This window comes from Mitsuaria sp. BK041 (genome assembly GCF_014193085.1).
In the GTDB taxonomy this organism is placed as follows: domain Bacteria; phylum Pseudomonadota; class Gammaproteobacteria; order Burkholderiales; family Burkholderiaceae_C; genus Roseateles.
Genome location: NZ_JACHYT010000001.1, coordinates 36,930 through 51,606 on the forward strand (window position 1 = coordinate 36,930; position 14,677 = coordinate 51,606).

Sequence of the window (14,677 nt, forward strand, 5' to 3'; positions counted from 1 at the left end):
AGGGCCGCCCCAACAAGGTTCGGACAAAGGCGTCCGATCGCACCCGCGCACCGCGCCGGGTCCGATCGCGACGCCTTTTTTGTTTTCTTTCCCGGAGGTCTTGAATGCAACACGGTTCCAAGGAGGGTCTGATGAGCGCTGAGCGTCGCAAGCTGCTCGCCGCCGGAGCGGCGCTGGGCGGGCTGTCCGCGCTGCCGGGCGGTGGCGCCTATGCCGCGGGCTCGGACAAGCCGGAGAAGGAGGAGGTCCGCATCGGCTTCATCCCGCTGACCGACTGCGCGTCGGTGGTGATGGCCGCCGCGCTGGGCTTCGACAAGAAGTACGGCATCAAGATCGTGCCGACCAAGGAGGCCTCCTGGGCCGGCGTGCGCGACAAGCTCGTCAACGGCGAGCTCGACATGGCGCATGTCCTCTACGGCCTCATCTACGGCGTGCACCTGGGCGTGGCGGGTCCGAAGAAGGACATGGCCGTGCTGATGACGCTCAACAACAACGGGCAGGCGATCACGCTGTCGAAGAAGCTCGCCGAGGCGGGCGCGGTCGACGCCGCGTCGCTGACCCGCGCGATGAAGAAGGAGCAGCGCGACTACACCTTCGCGCAGACCTTCCCGACCGGCACGCATGCGATGTGGCTCTACTACTGGCTGGCCGCCGCGGGCGTGAACCCGATGAAGGACGCCAAGGTGATCACCGTGCCGCCGCCGCAGATGGTGGCCAACATGCGCGTGGGCAACATGGACGGCTTCTGCGTCGGCGAGCCCTGGAACCATCGCGCCATCATCGATGGCATCGGCATCACCGCGGCCACGACGCAGGACATCTGGAAGGACCATCCGGAGAAGGTGCTGGGCACCACCGGCGACTTCGTGAAGAAGTACCCGAACACCGCGCGCGCCGTGATCATGGCCGTGCTCGAGGCGGGCCGCTGGATCGACGCGAGCCTGTCCAACAAGCAGAAGATGGCCGAGACCATCGCCGACAAGGCCTACGTCAACACCAGCGTCGACGCGATCAACCAGCGCATCCTGGGCCGGTACCAGAACGGCCTGGGCCGGACCTGGGACGACCCCAACTACATGAAGTTCTTCAACGACGGCCAGGTCAACTTCCCCTGGCTGTCCGACGGCATGTGGTTCCTCACGCAGCACAAGCGCTGGGGCCTGATCAAGGAGCATCCGGACTACGTGGGCGTGGCCCGCCAGGTCAACCAGGTCGAGCTCTACCGGCAGGCCGCGACGGCGCTGGGCGTGTCGGTGCCCAAGGAGACGATGCGGTCGGCGAAGTTCTTCGACGGCGTCGTCTGGGACGGCAAGGATCCGGCGAAGTACGCCGATGCCTTCAAGGTCCGCGCCTGAACGGCGCTTCATCCGATCCCCGCAGGAGGCCGTCATGGTCAGTGCCGTGTTCCATTCCCCCACCGACGCCGCCGAGCCGATGAGCGCCCCGGTGGCCCCGCCCAAGCCGCTGGCCCGCGACGCGGCCAACGAACCGGTCGCGCCGTCCACGCCGGCCGCGCCGTCCGCGCGCCCGCCGCGCGCCGGCATCGACTGGCGCAGCCTGTGGATGCGCGTGCTGCCGCCGGTGCTCGGGCTCGGCCTGCTGTGGCTCGTCTGGACCGTCGCCACGCTCAAGGGCGGCGCCTTCCCGACGCCCGGCGCCACCTGGGACGCCGCGGTCCAGCTGTTCGCCGATCCGTTCTATCGCAACGGCCCCAACGACCAGGGCATCGGCTGGAACATCCTGAACTCGCTGGAGCGCGTCGGGCTGGGCTTCGGCCTGGCGGCGGCGGTGGGCATCCCGCTGGGTTTCATCATCGGCCGCTTTGAATTCGCGAGCCGCATGCTGTCGCCGCTGATCAGCCTGCTCAAGCCGGTGTCCCCGCTGGCCTGGCTGCCGATCGGGCTGCTGGTGTTCAAGAGCGCCAATCCGGCGGCGATCTGGACCATCTTCATCTGCTCGATCTGGCCGATGGTGGTCAACACCGCGGTGGGCGTGCAGCGCGTGCCGCAGGACTACCTGAACGTCGCGCGCGTGCTGCGGCTGTCGGAGTGGAAGCTGGTGACGCGCATCCTGTTCCCGGCGGTGCTGCCCTACATGCTGACCGGCGTGCGGCTGTCGGTGGGCACGGCCTGGCTGGTGATCGTCGCGGCGGAGATGCTGACCGGCGGCGTGGGCATCGGCTTCTGGGTCTGGGACGAGTGGAACAACCTCAACGTGCGGCACATCCTGATCGCGATCTTCGTGATCGGCATCGTGGGCCTGCTGCTGGAATGGGCGCTGATGGCGCTGGCCAGGCGTTTCTCTTTCGACGATTGAGCGCATCAAGCGCGACCAGGAGATCCTGATGAGCACTCCCTTCATCCGCGTGCAGCGGGCCGACATGGTGTTCTCGACCCGCCAGGGACGCTTCCACGCGTTGCGCGACATCGACCTGGACATTGCCCAGGGCGAGTTCGTGACGCTGATCGGCCATTCGGGCTGCGGCAAGTCGACGCTGCTGAACCTGATCGCCGGCCTGCTGCGGCCCACCGGCGGCGGCCTGCTCTGCGACGGCCGCGAGATCGCCGGTCCGGGGCCGGAGCGGGCGGTCGTGTTCCAGAACCATTCGCTGCTGCCGTGGCTGACCTGCTTCGACAACGTGCTGCTGGCGGTCGAGTCCGTCTTCGGCGGCCGGGAACTGCGGCCGCGACTGATGGCGCGGACGGAGGAAGCGCTGTACCTGGTCGGCATGGGGCATGCGATGTTCAAGCGGCCGCATGAGATCTCGGGCGGGATGAAGCAGCGCGTCGGCATCGCGCGGGCGCTGGCGATGGAGCCCAAGGTGCTGCTGATGGACGAGCCCTTCGGCGCGCTGGATGCGCTGACACGGGCGCATCTGCAGGATGAGCTGCTGAAGATCGTCGCCGCGACGCGCAGCACCGTGGTGATGGTCACGCACGATGTCGACGAGGCGGTGCTGCTGTCGGATCGCATCGTGATGATGACCAACGGGCCCGCGGCGACGATCGGCGAGGTGCTGCCGGTGCGGCTGGCGCGGCCGCGGGACCGGGTTGCGCTGGCGGAGGATCCGGTCTACGTGCATGCGCGCAAGGCGGTGATCGACTTCCTCTACACGCGGCATCGCCACACGGAGGCCCGGGCGGCTTGAAGACCCTCACCCCAGGATGATCTGCAAGCTCTGCTGGTAATGCGCGGTGAGCAGGTCCAGCCGGTCAAGCAGGATCTCGCTGCTGCGGGCCAGTCCCGCGGCCGCCTCGCGGCCATGGGCGTCACGCAGGCTGCGCATCAGCCGCAGCCACTCGGCGCCGACCTCCGCCAGCAAGGCCCGGATCGCGTCGCTCGACAGCGGCGAGCTCTCCAGCTCCGCCAGCCCGGCGGCAAAACGATCCAGGCTGTCGAGCAGCACCGCCGGATTCCGGCTGGGCAGCAGGTCCGCCAGCAGCGCTTCCTTGGCCAGCTGCTGGCTCAGCATCCGTTGGCGACCGCAGAGGTTGACGACATGCAGCGGCTTGCCGCCGCCGCAGGCCGCGATGGCCGAGGCCAGCGCGTCGGAGTGCGCGCGAAGGTCCTCCGCGGCCGCGTCGGCGGCGAGCAGGGCCTCGGCCGTCGGCTTGCCGGCGAGCAGCGGCTCCAGGCGCCGCCAGGCGTCGATGACCGGATCGACCTGCAGCGCGGCCCGCGATGAGACCGACTCCGGCGCGGCGGAGGACGAAGGCCCCGGCGCGGTCGACATCGAGGGCGACATCGCGGCGGCCGGCGCGGGCGACATCGGCGATGACATCGGCGGCAACAACGCGGGCAACAGCGCCGGCAACCGCGACAGGTTGCTCGCCACGCGCGCGCAGGACTCGTCCTGCAGCGTCTTCGCCCGCTTGGCCTCGATGCCGGCGGCCCGCTGCGCCATCAGCTTCACCAGCCTCTGGCTGAGCATGCGCTGCTGCCCGGCGAGGTTGACCGCCTCGGCCAGCTGCGCCGACTGCACCACCGAGCGCGCCACCTCGCCCAGTCGCAGGTGCGCATGCATGGCGGTTTCGCGCAGCAGGCGGAAGGCGCTGTCCTCGTCCAGGTCGCGCGCCGACATCAGCAGGCCCTTGGCGCGCTCGGTCCACTTGCGGTCGTCGAGCTGCGCGCGCACCGCCGCGAAGCGGCCGGCCTGCCAGACGGCCCAGCGCAGCTGGCGGCGCAGCGCCTCGGCGGGAAGCATCGCCTCCAGGATGAGCTGCACCCCCAGCGCCAGCGCGCGCTGCTGGACGGGCGGTGGCAGCGCCGGTGCGTCGGGCACGACGGCCAGCCCGGGCAGCGCGCCCGGCGCATCGACCGCGGGCGACCTCCGGAAGGCCTCGCCAGCGGCCTCGATCGCATCGAGCCAGCCGTCGACCTGGTCGGCGTCGGCCAGCAGCACGAAGGCCTCGACGGCCTGTTCTTGTGCGGCACGCACCAAGCTGTCGCGTCCGGGCTGGTGCACGGACGCCACGATCCAGTGCGGCGGCGGGGCCAGCAGGTCGGACGGGACGCGTTCGCCGCCCAGCAGCAGCACGCGGCGGGGCAGGGCATCGCCGTCGTCGGCGGCGTCATCGAGGGGGCGTGAGGCGGGCGCGGGCAGGGACGCGGACATGGGCGGCAGGCGGGGCGCGACAGAGGAGGAAGGCGGCGTCGGCCGCCTCGTCGGGGCGCCGGGAACCGGGGTGGTCCTCGGCGCGTCGCAGCATAAGCCCTTCGCGCCGGCGGCGGGCGGCCTGGGTGCGGTGCAGCAGACTGGCACGCGACTTGCGAAGGAAGGTGCGTGGCGCAATGACGCGCCGCACCCGCGCGGGGTTCCGGCCCCGCGGTCTTCGCAGCGGGCCGCCGAGCGACCCGATGCCCCATCCGTCAGAAGGCCACGCCGAGCCCGGTGCTCGACGCGGCCTTTTTTCGTTCCAGCCACCCAGAGCCTCCCCGCCATGGCAGCGTTCCGCACCTTCCTGCGCTCCGGTCACGCCCCGACCCTCGGTGCGGCGTTCCTGTACTTCGCGTTCTCGTGCTGCATCTGGGTGCTGAACGGCGCGCTCGCGCCCTTCATCAGCGAGGCCTACCAGCTGACCGCCGCGCAGAAGGGCCTGATGCTGTCGATCCCCATCATGGCCGGCGCGCTGATGCGCTTCCCGCTGGGCGTGCTGTCGCAATACATCGGCCGCAAGAACGCGACGCTGGTCGAGATGGCGCTGATCGCCGTCGCCATGGGCTATGGCTTCTTCATGGTCAAGGGCTACGACGACCTGCTCGCCATGGGCGTGCTGCTCGGCATCGCCGGCGCGAGCTTCGGCGTCGCGCTGTCGCTGGGCTCGGGCTGGTACCCGCCCAAGTACAAGGGCCTGGCGATGGGCCTGGTGGGCGCGGGCAACGTCGGCACCGCGGTGTCGGTGCTGGTGGCGCCGCCGCTGGCGCAGTGGCTGGGCTGGCAGACGGTCTACGCGGTCGCCGGCGCCGCGATCCTGGTGCCGATGCTCGTGATGATCGTCTTCGCCAAGGAGCCGCCCGATGTCGACAGCCATGCCGGCCTGCGCAGCCACATGGCCTGCCTGTTCGAGAAGGACGGCTGGGCCTTCAGCCTGATCTACGCGGTCACCTTCGGCGGCTTCATCGGGCTCATCACCTTCCTGCCCACCTACTACTACGACCAGTTCGGCGTCTCCAAGGTGCAGGCCGGCCAGCTGACGATGCTCGCGGCGTTCATGGGCGCCGCGGTGCGCGTGATGGGCGGCTGGATCTCCGACCGCTGGGGCGGCGTCAACACGCTGACCGTGGTGCTGGTCGCGGTGACGGTGACGCTGCTGCTGGTGGGACTGGCCGGCGGCTCGCTGGTGGCCACGACGCTGCTGCTGATCGCGTGCTTCGCCGCGCTGGGCGCCGGCAACGGCGCGCTGTTCCAACTGGTGCCGCTGCGCTGGCCCGCGGCCACGGCGGTGGCGGGCTCGATGATCGGCGAGGTCGGCGCACTGGGCGGCGGCCTGGTGCCCAACCTGATGGGCCTGTCCAAGCAATACGCCGGCACCTACTTCTGGGGCTTCGCGATCTTCGCGGTGCTGTCGCTGCTGATGCTGGGCGTGATGCGCGTGATGCAGATCCGCTGGACCCGCACCTGGGCCGAGCGCGGCGGCCGTGCCCGCGTGACCGCCGCGGGCACGGCGAGCAGCGCCGCCTCGGCGCCGTCCCACGGGAGGGCCTATGAAGCGCGTTGACGCGGCCCGGCCGCGTTCAGCGCGGCAGGAACAGCAGCCACACCAGCAGCAGCAGGTTGAGCAGCGCCGACAGGCCGAAGGCCAGTTGCCAGGCCGCGAGCGGATTGCGACGGGCGAGCGCACTGCCGCCGGCGGCGGGCAGCGGGCGCGAGGCGCCGCGCTCCAGCGCCAGCAGCAACTCGTCGGCGGTCTCGAAGCGGGCCGCGGCCTCGCGATGCACGGCCTTCAGCAGCAGGCGGTCGAGCCAGATCGGCACATCGGGCCGCAGCCGCGAGGGCGGACGCGGGTCATGCCGGTAGCGGCCGCGTTGGTAGGGCTCGATCTCGCCATAGGGCAGCCGGCCGGTGAGCCACTGGTACAGCGTGACGCCCAGCGCGAAGAGATCGCTGCCGGCGTCCGCGGGCGCGGGCGGATCGTCCCATTGCTCGGGATTGATGTAGCTGGGCGTGCCGGCATGCAGGTCGCGCAGCGCCTCGGGTTCGTGGCCGGACAGCGCCACGCCCAGGTCCAGCACGCGCCAGCGGCCGTCGTCGCCCAGGTGCAGGTTGCCGGGCTTGATGTCGCGATGCACGATGCCGGCGCGATGCAGCCGGCCCAGCGCGGCGGCGATCTCGCCGGCCGCGGCGAGGAAGTCGGCCAGCGCCGGTCGGCCCTCGGCCATCAGGTCTTCGAGCGTGCGGCCGTCATGCCAGTCGGCCAGCAGGTACAACGCGCTGGCATCCGGCGTCTCGTGGCCGCGCACCAATCCAGGGTGGTCGCCGACGCGGCGCGTCACCCAGCCCTCGTGCGCGAGCATGGCGCGCTCCTGCGGGTCGTCGCCGCGGGCCTCGGCCAGCGTCTTCAAGGCGAGCGGTCGCAGGTCGCCGACGTCCTCGTCGCGGCGGGCGCGGAAGAGCCGGTGCACGCCGTTGTCGGCCACCAGCGCGGTGATGCGCAGGCCGTCGAGCAGATCTCCGGCCTTCAAGCGCGGCGGGACGGGCAGGCGCTGCGCGCCACGCAGCAGGTCGTCGTAATCGGCGATGCCCGGCGCGCGCACCAGCACCAGCAGCGCGGTGGCGTTGTCGCGTCCGCCCGCCTCGAGCGCGGCGCGGACCAGCGCCTCGGCCGCGGCCTGGGCGTCCTCTCCCATCGCCAGTTCGGCGAGCTGGCTCGCCCGCAGCGGGCCGTGCACGCCGTCGCTGGTGAGCAGCAGGCGATCGCCGGCGCGCAGGTCGCCTTGCGCGTAGTCGACGCGCACCGTGTCATCGAGGCCGATGGCGCGGGTGAGCCGGGCGAAGTCGCTCTGGTCGATGGCGTGGTCCTGCGTCAGCTGCGTGGCCTGGCCCTCGCGGATCAGCCAGACGCGGCTGTCACCGACATGGGCCACCGTGTAGCCACCGCCCTGCAGCACGACGGCGCTGAGCGTCGTCAGCGCCAAGCGCTCGCCGCGTCGGTTGTGATGGGCCAGCCAGCCGTTCTGCGCGGCGATCAGCCGGTCCAGCGCGACGGTGGTGTCCCAGTGGCGCGGCGTGGCGTGGTAGTCGCGCACCAGCGCGCCGACGGTCGTCTGCGCCGCCATGCGGCCACCGCCCTCGCCAGGTTGGCCGGGCTGTCCGGAGACGCCGTCGGCCAGCGCCGCGATCCAGCCCTTGCCGGCCTCACGCGCGTCCTGCGGCCGCTGCACGGCGGCGAAGTCCTCGTTGCGTTCCCGCGGGCCGCGGTCGCTGGCCAGGCCGATGGCGATGTCAAAACTCATGGTGGCGGCGATTCTGCCGTCATCGCCCGAATCCGATTGGAGCGTGCCGCATGAAAAAGATGAAGCTGGTGATGGTGGGCAACGGCATGGCCGGCGTCCGCACCCTGGAAGAGCTGCTGAAGATCTCGCCCGATCTGTACGACATCACCGTGTTCGGCGCCGAGTCGCATCCGAACTACAACCGCATCCTGCTCAGCCCGGTGCTCGCCGGCGAGCAGACGCTGGACGAGATCATCCTGAACCCGCTCTCCTGGTACGAGGAGAACGGCATCACGCTGCACCTGGGCAAGACGGTCACGCAGATCGATCGCATCAAGCGCAAGGTGATCGCGGCCGACGGCACCGAGGCCGACTACGACCGGCTGCTGATCGCCACCGGCTCCAACCCTTTCATCCTGCCGGTGCCCGGCAAGGACCTGGACGGCGTGATCGGCTACCGCGACATCACTGACACCAACACGATGATCGAGGCGGCCACCAGGTACCAGCACGCCGTCGTCATCGGCGGCGGCCTGCTGGGCCTGGAAGCGGCCAACGGCCTGATGCTGCGCGGCATGCAGGTCACCGTCGTGCACATCGGCGACTGGCTGATGGAGCGCCAGCTCGACGACCAGGCCGGCGACCTGCTGCGCAAGTCGCTGCAGGAGCGCGGCCTGCGCTTCCGCATGGGCGCGCAGACCGAGGCGCTGATCGGCGACAAGGATGGCCGCGTGATGGCCGTCCGCTTCAAGGATGGCGAGGAGATTCCCGCCGACCTCGTCGTGATGGCCGCCGGCATCCGCCCCAACACCGCGCTGGCCGAAAGCGCCGGCCTGCACTGCCACCGCGGCATCGTCGTCACCGACACGCTGCAGACGGTGACCGATCCCCGCATCTACGCCGTCGGCGAGTGCGCCGCGCACCGCGGCATCGCCTACGGCCTGGTGGCGCCGCTGTTCGAGCAGGGCAAGGTCTGCGCGAATCACCTGGCGCAGTTCGGCATCGGCCGCTACCTCGGCAGCCAGACCAGCACCAAGCTGAAGGTGACCGGCATCGACCTGTTCTCGGCCGGCGACTTCATGGGCGGCGAGGGCACCGAGGAGATCGTGATGAGCGATCCCTTCGCCGGCGTCTACAAGAAGCTGGTGATCAAGAACGACCAGCTGGTCGGCGCCTGCCTGTACGGCGACACCGTCGACGGCAGCTGGTACTTCAAGCTGCTGCGCGAGGGCCGCAAGATCGGCGACATCCGGGACAAGCTGATGTTCGGCGAAAGCAACATCGGCGACGTCGGCCACCAGGGCCACAACAAGGCCGCCGCGATGGCCGACAGCGACGAGGTCTGCGGCTGCAACGGCGTGACCAAGGGCGCCGTCTGCAATGCGATCAAGGAGAAGGGCCTGTTCACGCTGGAGGAGGTGCGCAAGCACACCAAGGCCAGCGCGAGCTGCGGCTCCTGCACCGGGCTGGTCGAGCAGCTGCTGATGTTCACCGCGGGCGGCGACTACTCGGCCACGCCGAAGAAGAAGGCCGTGTGCGGCTGCACCGAGCTGAGCCACCAGGAGGTGCGCGATGCCATCTTCAAGGAGCACCTGGTCAAGCTGGACGAGGTCTACGACCGCCTGAACTGGAAGACGCCCAACGGCTGCGCGACCTGCCGTCCGGCGCTCAACTACTACCTGATCTCCTCCTGGCCCAAGGAGGCCGTGGACGATCCGCAATCGCGCTTCATCAACGAGCGCAGCCACGCCAACATCCAGAAGGACGGCACCTACTCGGTGATCCCGCGCATGTGGGGCGGGGAGACAAGCGCCGACGAGCTGCGCCGCATCGCCGATGCCGTCGACAAATACAAGATCCCCACCGTCAAGGTGACTGGCGGCCAGCGCATCGACCTGCTGGGCGTGCGCAAGGAGGATCTGGTCGACGTCTGGAAGGACATCGGCATGCCGAGCGGTCACGCCTACGCGAAGGCGCTGCGCACGGTGAAGACCTGCGTCGGCTCCGAGTGGTGCCGCATGGGCACGCAGGACAGCACGCAGATGGGCAAGGACCTGGAGCGCGCGATGTGGCGCATGTACGCGCCGCACAAGGTCAAGTTCGCCGTCAGCGGCTGCCCGCGCAACTGCGCCGAGGCCGGCATCAAGGACGTCGGCATCATCGGCGTCGACTCCGGCTGGGAGATGTACATCGCCGGCAATGGCGGCATCAAGACCGAGGTCGCGCACTTCCTGGTCAAGCTCAAGACCGCCGAGGAGGTGATGGAGTACACCGGCGCCTTCATGCAGCTCTACCGCAAGGAGGGCTGGTACCTCGAGCGCACCGTGCACTACGTCAGCCGCGTCGGGCTGGACCATGTGAAGCAGCGCATCCTCGAGGACCACGAGGGCCGCAAGGCGCTGTGGGCCGAGCTGCAGTACGCGCTCGATGGCGAGCCCGATCCGTGGTTCGAGTTCGCCAAGGCCCAGGTTGACGTGCGCCAGTTCGAGCCGGTGGCCAGCGTCGCCGTCCCGGCCGGCGCGACGTCCGCCGGGTCCGCCGGTGCCGGCGCCAAACCCGTTCCCGCCGCGCCGCTGCGCGGCCCCTTCTGATCAAGAGGCCCCGCCATGACCGACTGGATCTCCGTGTGCGCCGTCACCGACATTCCCGTGCTGGGCTCGCGCCGCGTCGCCCGCGCCAAGGGCCCGCAGGTGGCGCTGTTCCGCACCGCCGACGACCGCATCCACGCGCTGCTCGATCGCTGCCCCCACAAGGCCGGGCCGCTGAGCCAGGGCATCGTCTTCGGCAACGCCGTCGCCTGCCCGCTGCACAACTGGACCATCGCGCTGGAGAACGGCTGCGCGCGCGAGCCGGATGAAGGCCGCACGCCGGTGTTCCAGGTCAAGGTCGAGGACGGCGTCGTGCTGCTGGACCGGCAGGAACTGGACACGGTGGGCATCGACCTGCCGCCGGTCATGGCCGGTCCCTGCACCCGCGTGGCCTGCTGAACGGCACCGGCCGATGAACGCCCGGGTGCCCCAGGATCGCGAGCCCGCCGCGTCCACGCACGCGCCGGCCGAGGGCGTGCGCAGCACGCGCTCGACCTGCCCGTACTGCGGGGTCGGCTGCGGCGTGCTGATCGACACGGCGGGCGAGGGCGATGCCACGCGCGTCGTCGGCGTGCGCGGTGATCCCGACCACCCGGCCAACTTCGGCCGGCTGTGCACCAAGGGCTCGACGCTGCACCTGACCGCGACGCCGCTGGTGCGCCAGCAGCAGCGCCTGCTGCAGCCGGCCTGGCGGCCCACGCGCGACGATGCGTTCGAGCCGCAGGACTGGGACACGACCACGCGCCGCATCGCCGAGCAGCTGCTGGCGATCCGCGCCGAGCATGGGCCGGATGCCATCGGCTTCTACATCTCGGGCCAGCTGCTGACCGAGGACTACCACGCGTTCAACAAGCTGGCGCGCGGCCTGGTCGGCACCAACAACATCGACAGCAACTCGCGGCTGTGCATGAGCTCGGCGGTGGTCGGCTACAAGCAGTCGCTGGGCGCCGACGCGCCGCCCACCTGCTACGAAGACCTGGAGCGGGCCGACTGCCTGTTCATCGCCGGCTCCAACACCGCATGGGCGCATCCCATCCTGTTCCGCCGCATCGAGGCCGCCCGCGCGGCGCGGCCGCAGATGAAGATCATCGTGGTGGACCCGCGCCGCACCGAGACGGCCGAGTTCGCCGACCTGCACCTCGCGATCAAGCCGGGCAGCGACATCGCGCTGTTCCACGGCATGCTGCACGCGGCGATCTGGGAGGGCTGGATCGACGCGGACTTCATCGAGCGGCACACCGCCGGCTTCGCGGAACTGAAGGCGCTGGTGCGCACGATGACGCCGAGCGAATCGGCGCGGCTCACCGGCCTCAAGGAAGCGCAGATCCTGCAGGCGGCGCAGTGGTTCGCGCAGTCGCCGTCGACGCTGTCGCTGTACTGCATGGGCCTGAACCAGAGCAGCAGTGGCGCGGCGAAGAACACGGCGCTGATCAACCTGCACCTCGCGACGGGCCAGGTCGGTCGCGCCGGGGCGGGGCCGTTCTCGCTCACCGGCCAGCCCAACGCGATGGGCGGGCGCGAGAGCGGCGGCATGGCGACGCTGCTGCCCGGTCACCGCGATCCAGGCAACGCCGCGCATCGCGATGAAGTGGCTGCGCTGTGGGGCGTCGACGCGATGCCCGACCAGCCGGGCAAGACGGCGGTGGAACTGTTCCAGGCCGCCGCCCGCGGCGAGGTCAAGGCGCTGTGGATCGCCTGCACGAATCCGGCGCAGTCCATGCCCGACCAGGCGCTGGTGCGCGCGGCGCTCGAGCGCTGTGAGCTGGTCATCCTGCAGGAAGCCTTTTCCGGCACGGCGACGGCGGCCTTCGCCGATGTGGTGCTGCCGGCCGCCACCTGGGCCGAGAAGGACGGCACCGTCACCAACAGCGAACGACGCATCAGCCGCGTGCGCGCCGCGCTGTCGCCGGCCGGCGAATCGCGCGCCGACTGGCGCATCGTGCGCGACGTCGCGCAGCGCATGGAGACGGTCCTGCGTCCGGGCCGGCCCAGCCTTTTCGACTGGGAGACGCCGGAGCAGCCGTGGATCGAGCATCGTGAAGCCACGCGCGGGCGCGACCTGGACATCGGCGGGCTGAGCTACGCGATGCTGGAGGAGGCTCCGCGGCAGTGGCCATGGCCGGCCGGCGCCGAGGCCGCGCAGGCCCGGCTCTACGAGGATCGTCGCTTCGCGCATGCCGACGGTCGGGCGCGTTTTATCGCGAAGCCCTTCAAGCCGACGGCCGAGATGCAGGATCCGAAATTCCCGCTGGCGCTGAGCACCGGGCGGCTGCGCGACCAGTGGCACGGCATGAGCCGCAGCGGCACCGTTGCGCGGCTCTTCGCCGGCGAGCCGGCGCCCGCGCTGTCGATGCATCCGCAGGACATCGCGCGCCGCGGGTTGACGGCGGGCGCGCTGGTGCGCGTGCAGTCGCGCCGCGGACCGCTGATCGTGCCGCTGCGCGCGGACGAGGGCGTCGGCCCGCAGCAGGTCTGGTTGCCGATGCACTGGGGCAGCGAGTTCCTCGGCGGGCGCGGCCAGTTGGGCATCAATGCGCTGACGCAATCGGCGTTCTGTCCGGATGCACGGCAGCCCGAGCTGAAGTTCGCGGCCGTCTCGGTGGAGGCGGTGGCGCTGCCCTGGCGCGTGTTCGGCGCGGCCTGGGTGAAGCCGGGCCAGGCCGCCGCGCTGCGCAGCCAGCTGCGCGTGCTGATGGACCAGGCCGAGTACGCCTGCTGCCTGCCCGGACCCGCGCAGGACGGGCTGGAGGGCTGGAGCCTGGAGCTGGCCTTTGCCGAGCCGCCACCCGCGCCGGTGGTGCAGGCCTTGTCGACGGTGCTGCAGCTCAACGGCGTCGGCGTGCTGCGGTATGCCGACGGACGGCGCGGCCGCAGCCGCTCCTTGCGGCTGGATGGCGAAGGCGCCGAAGCGCGTCTGCAGGCGCTGTTGCGCGTCGGCGAGGGCAGCGAGGGGGCATGGCTCGATGCGCTGTGGAGCGAGCGCGTGCCGGTCGCGCCCTTCGGCCGCCGCCTGCTGGCGCCGGATGCGGACGGGCCCGCCGTGCCGGTCAGTCCGCAGGTCTGCAATTGCTTCAATGTCCGCGAGGACGCGATCACCGCCTGCCTGCAGCGGCTGCCCGACGACGCGCCGCAGGCGCGCCTGGCGGCGCTGCAGGGCGCATTGCGCTGCGGCACGCAGTGCGGCTCCTGCCTGCCGGCGCTGCGCCGCATGGTGCAGACCGTCGTGCCAGGGTCTCCGGTTTCGAATGCAGTGAAGGAAGCGACATGACCTCCCTCGATGCCAGCGCCAACGCCAGCTCAAACGCCAGCTCATCCGCCAGCATGTCCGCCAGCGCGCCGAGCGTGTCCCTCGTCGGCGCGGGACCGGGCGATCCGGAGCTGTTGACCGTCAAGGCGATGAAGCGGCTCCAGCAGGCGGAGGTGGTGTTGACCGACGACCTGGTCGATGCGCGCGTGCTCGCCTGCCTGCCACCGACGGCGCGGGTGCTGCGCGTGGGCAAGCGCGGCGGTTGCGTGTCGACGGAGCAGCGCTTCATCCATGAACTGATGATCCGCGAGGCCCGGGCGGGCGCGCGTGTCGTGCGCCTGAAGGGCGGCGATCCGTTCGTGTTCGGTCGTGGCGGCGAAGAAGTTGATGCGCTGCGCGAAGCCGGCATCGAGGTCGAGGTGATCAACGGCCTGTCGGCCGGGCTGGCGGCGCCGGCGTCGGTGGGTGTGCCGGTCACGGACCGTCGCTGCACGCCGGGCGTGGCCTTCGTGACCGGGCACAACGGCGAGCACGGCATCGCGCCCGATTGGGCGGCGCTGGCGAAGAGCCGGCTGACGCTGGTGGTCTACATGGGCCTGGCGCGCGCGGCGGCGATCGGGCAGGCCTTGCAGGACGGCGGCCTGTCGCCGGGCACGCCGGCCGTGATCGTCAGCGCGGCGCACACGTCGCGGCAACGCGAATGCTTCACGACGCTGGCGGAGCTGCCGGCCGCGATCGAGCGCGAGGGCTTGCCCAGTCCGGCGCTGCTCGTGATCGGCGAGGTGGTCGCCTTGTCGCCGCAATGGCGCGAGAACGCCGGATTGACGGGTGCCGGTGCGGGCGGCGACGCCGATGCCGGCCGTGTCGGCGAGCCGCTGGCGACGTTCCGCGCGGCCTGAGCGAGGCGCAG

The 14,677-nt window shown here is 70.9% G+C and carries 10 protein-coding genes; 8 read left to right on the top strand and 2 right to left on the bottom strand.

The window, feature by feature from the left end:
* The first annotated feature begins 131 nt into the window (after positions 1-131).
* From FHT38_RS00180 to FHT38_RS00190, 3 genes are read left to right on the top strand one after another with little or no spacing between them, the layout of a single operon-like run.
* Positions 132-1,355, top strand: a complete 1,224-nt coding sequence (locus FHT38_RS00180) for a CmpA/NrtA family ABC transporter substrate-binding protein (RefSeq protein WP_183488695.1) — start codon at positions 132-134, stop codon at positions 1,353-1,355.
* Between the two features lie 34 nt (positions 1,356-1,389).
* Entirely contained in the window at positions 1,390-2,316 is a 927-nt protein-coding gene (ntrB, locus tag FHT38_RS00185) for a nitrate ABC transporter permease (protein ID WP_183488697.1), read from the top strand.
* A gap of 28 nt (positions 2,317-2,344) precedes the next feature.
* The gene (locus FHT38_RS00190) at positions 2,345-3,148 is read left to right on the top strand and encodes an ABC transporter ATP-binding protein (RefSeq protein WP_175538131.1); all 804 of its coding nucleotides are present in this window, start codon (positions 2,345-2,347) and stop codon (positions 3,146-3,148) included.
* Between the two features lie 6 nt (positions 3,149-3,154).
* Here FHT38_RS00190 and FHT38_RS00195 read toward each other — a convergent pair whose 3' ends face one another.
* Positions 3,155-4,615 (bottom strand): type IV pili methyl-accepting chemotaxis transducer N-terminal domain-containing protein, encoded by a 1,461-nt coding sequence (locus FHT38_RS00195; RefSeq protein ID WP_221213716.1) that lies wholly within the window; start codon positions 4,613-4,615, stop codon positions 3,155-3,157.
* A 325-nt stretch (positions 4,616-4,940) separates the two neighbouring features.
* On the opposite strand from FHT38_RS00195, the gene FHT38_RS00200 reads away from it, so the two are divergent.
* The gene (locus FHT38_RS00200; RefSeq protein ID WP_183488701.1) at positions 4,941-6,218 is read left to right on the top strand and encodes a nitrate/nitrite transporter; all 1,278 of its coding nucleotides are present in this window, start codon (positions 4,941-4,943) and stop codon (positions 6,216-6,218) included.
* A gap of 16 nt (positions 6,219-6,234) precedes the next feature.
* Here the strand turns inward: FHT38_RS00200 and FHT38_RS00205 are convergent, their stop codons facing one another.
* A complete protein-coding gene (locus FHT38_RS00205) occupies positions 6,235-7,953 on the bottom strand; it encodes a bifunctional protein-serine/threonine kinase/phosphatase (protein WP_183488703.1) in 1,719 nt (572 codons plus the stop codon).
* Positions 7,954-8,003: 50 nt separating this feature from the next.
* Here FHT38_RS00205 and nirB point away from each other — a divergent pair, with 50 nt between their 5' ends.
* From nirB to cobA, 4 genes are all read left to right on the top strand, one after another.
* Positions 8,004-10,523, top strand: a complete 2,520-nt coding sequence (nirB, locus tag FHT38_RS00210) for a nitrite reductase large subunit NirB (RefSeq protein WP_183488705.1) — start codon at positions 8,004-8,006, stop codon at positions 10,521-10,523.
* 15 nt (positions 10,524-10,538) lie between these two features.
* Positions 10,539-10,919, top strand: a complete 381-nt coding sequence (gene nirD / locus FHT38_RS00215; RefSeq protein ID WP_091719853.1) for a nitrite reductase small subunit NirD — start codon at positions 10,539-10,541, stop codon at positions 10,917-10,919.
* 76 nt (positions 10,920-10,995) lie between these two features.
* On the top strand, positions 10,996-13,788 hold the full coding sequence (locus tag FHT38_RS00220; RefSeq protein ID WP_183492340.1) for a nitrate reductase: 2,793 nt from the start codon (positions 10,996-10,998) through the stop codon (positions 13,786-13,788).
* Positions 13,785-14,666: a uroporphyrinogen-III C-methyltransferase gene (gene cobA / locus FHT38_RS00225; RefSeq protein WP_255488561.1), complete on the top strand. Its 882-nt coding sequence runs from the start codon at positions 13,785-13,787 to the stop codon at positions 14,664-14,666. Before FHT38_RS00220 ends, cobA begins: the two co-directional genes overlap by 4 nt.
* Positions 14,667-14,677: the final 11 nt, after the last annotated feature.

Excerpts from the sequence above, each read along its gene's own strand:
- FHT38_RS00180 (WP_183488695.1), top strand. The coding sequence starts at position 132 with ATGAGCGCTGAGCGTCGCAAGCTGCTCGCCGCCGGAGCGGCGCTGGGC.
- ntrB (WP_183488697.1), top strand. The coding sequence starts at position 1,390 with ATGGTCAGTGCCGTGTTCCATTCCCCCACCGACGCCGCCGAGCCGATG.
- FHT38_RS00190 (WP_175538131.1), top strand. The coding sequence starts at position 2,345 with ATGAGCACTCCCTTCATCCGCGTGCAGCGGGCCGACATGGTGTTCTCG.
- FHT38_RS00195 (WP_221213716.1), bottom strand. The coding sequence starts at position 4,615 with ATGTCCGCGTCCCTGCCCGCGCCCGCCTCACGCCCCCTCGATGACGCC.
- FHT38_RS00200 (WP_183488701.1), top strand. The coding sequence starts at position 4,941 with ATGGCAGCGTTCCGCACCTTCCTGCGCTCCGGTCACGCCCCGACCCTC.
- FHT38_RS00205 (WP_183488703.1), bottom strand. The coding sequence starts at position 7,953 with ATGAGTTTTGACATCGCCATCGGCCTGGCCAGCGACCGCGGCCCGCGG.
- nirB (WP_183488705.1), top strand. The coding sequence starts at position 8,004 with ATGAAAAAGATGAAGCTGGTGATGGTGGGCAACGGCATGGCCGGCGTC.
- nirD (WP_091719853.1), top strand. The coding sequence starts at position 10,539 with ATGACCGACTGGATCTCCGTGTGCGCCGTCACCGACATTCCCGTGCTG.
- cobA (WP_255488561.1), top strand. The coding sequence starts at position 13,785 with ATGACCTCCCTCGATGCCAGCGCCAACGCCAGCTCAAACGCCAGCTCA.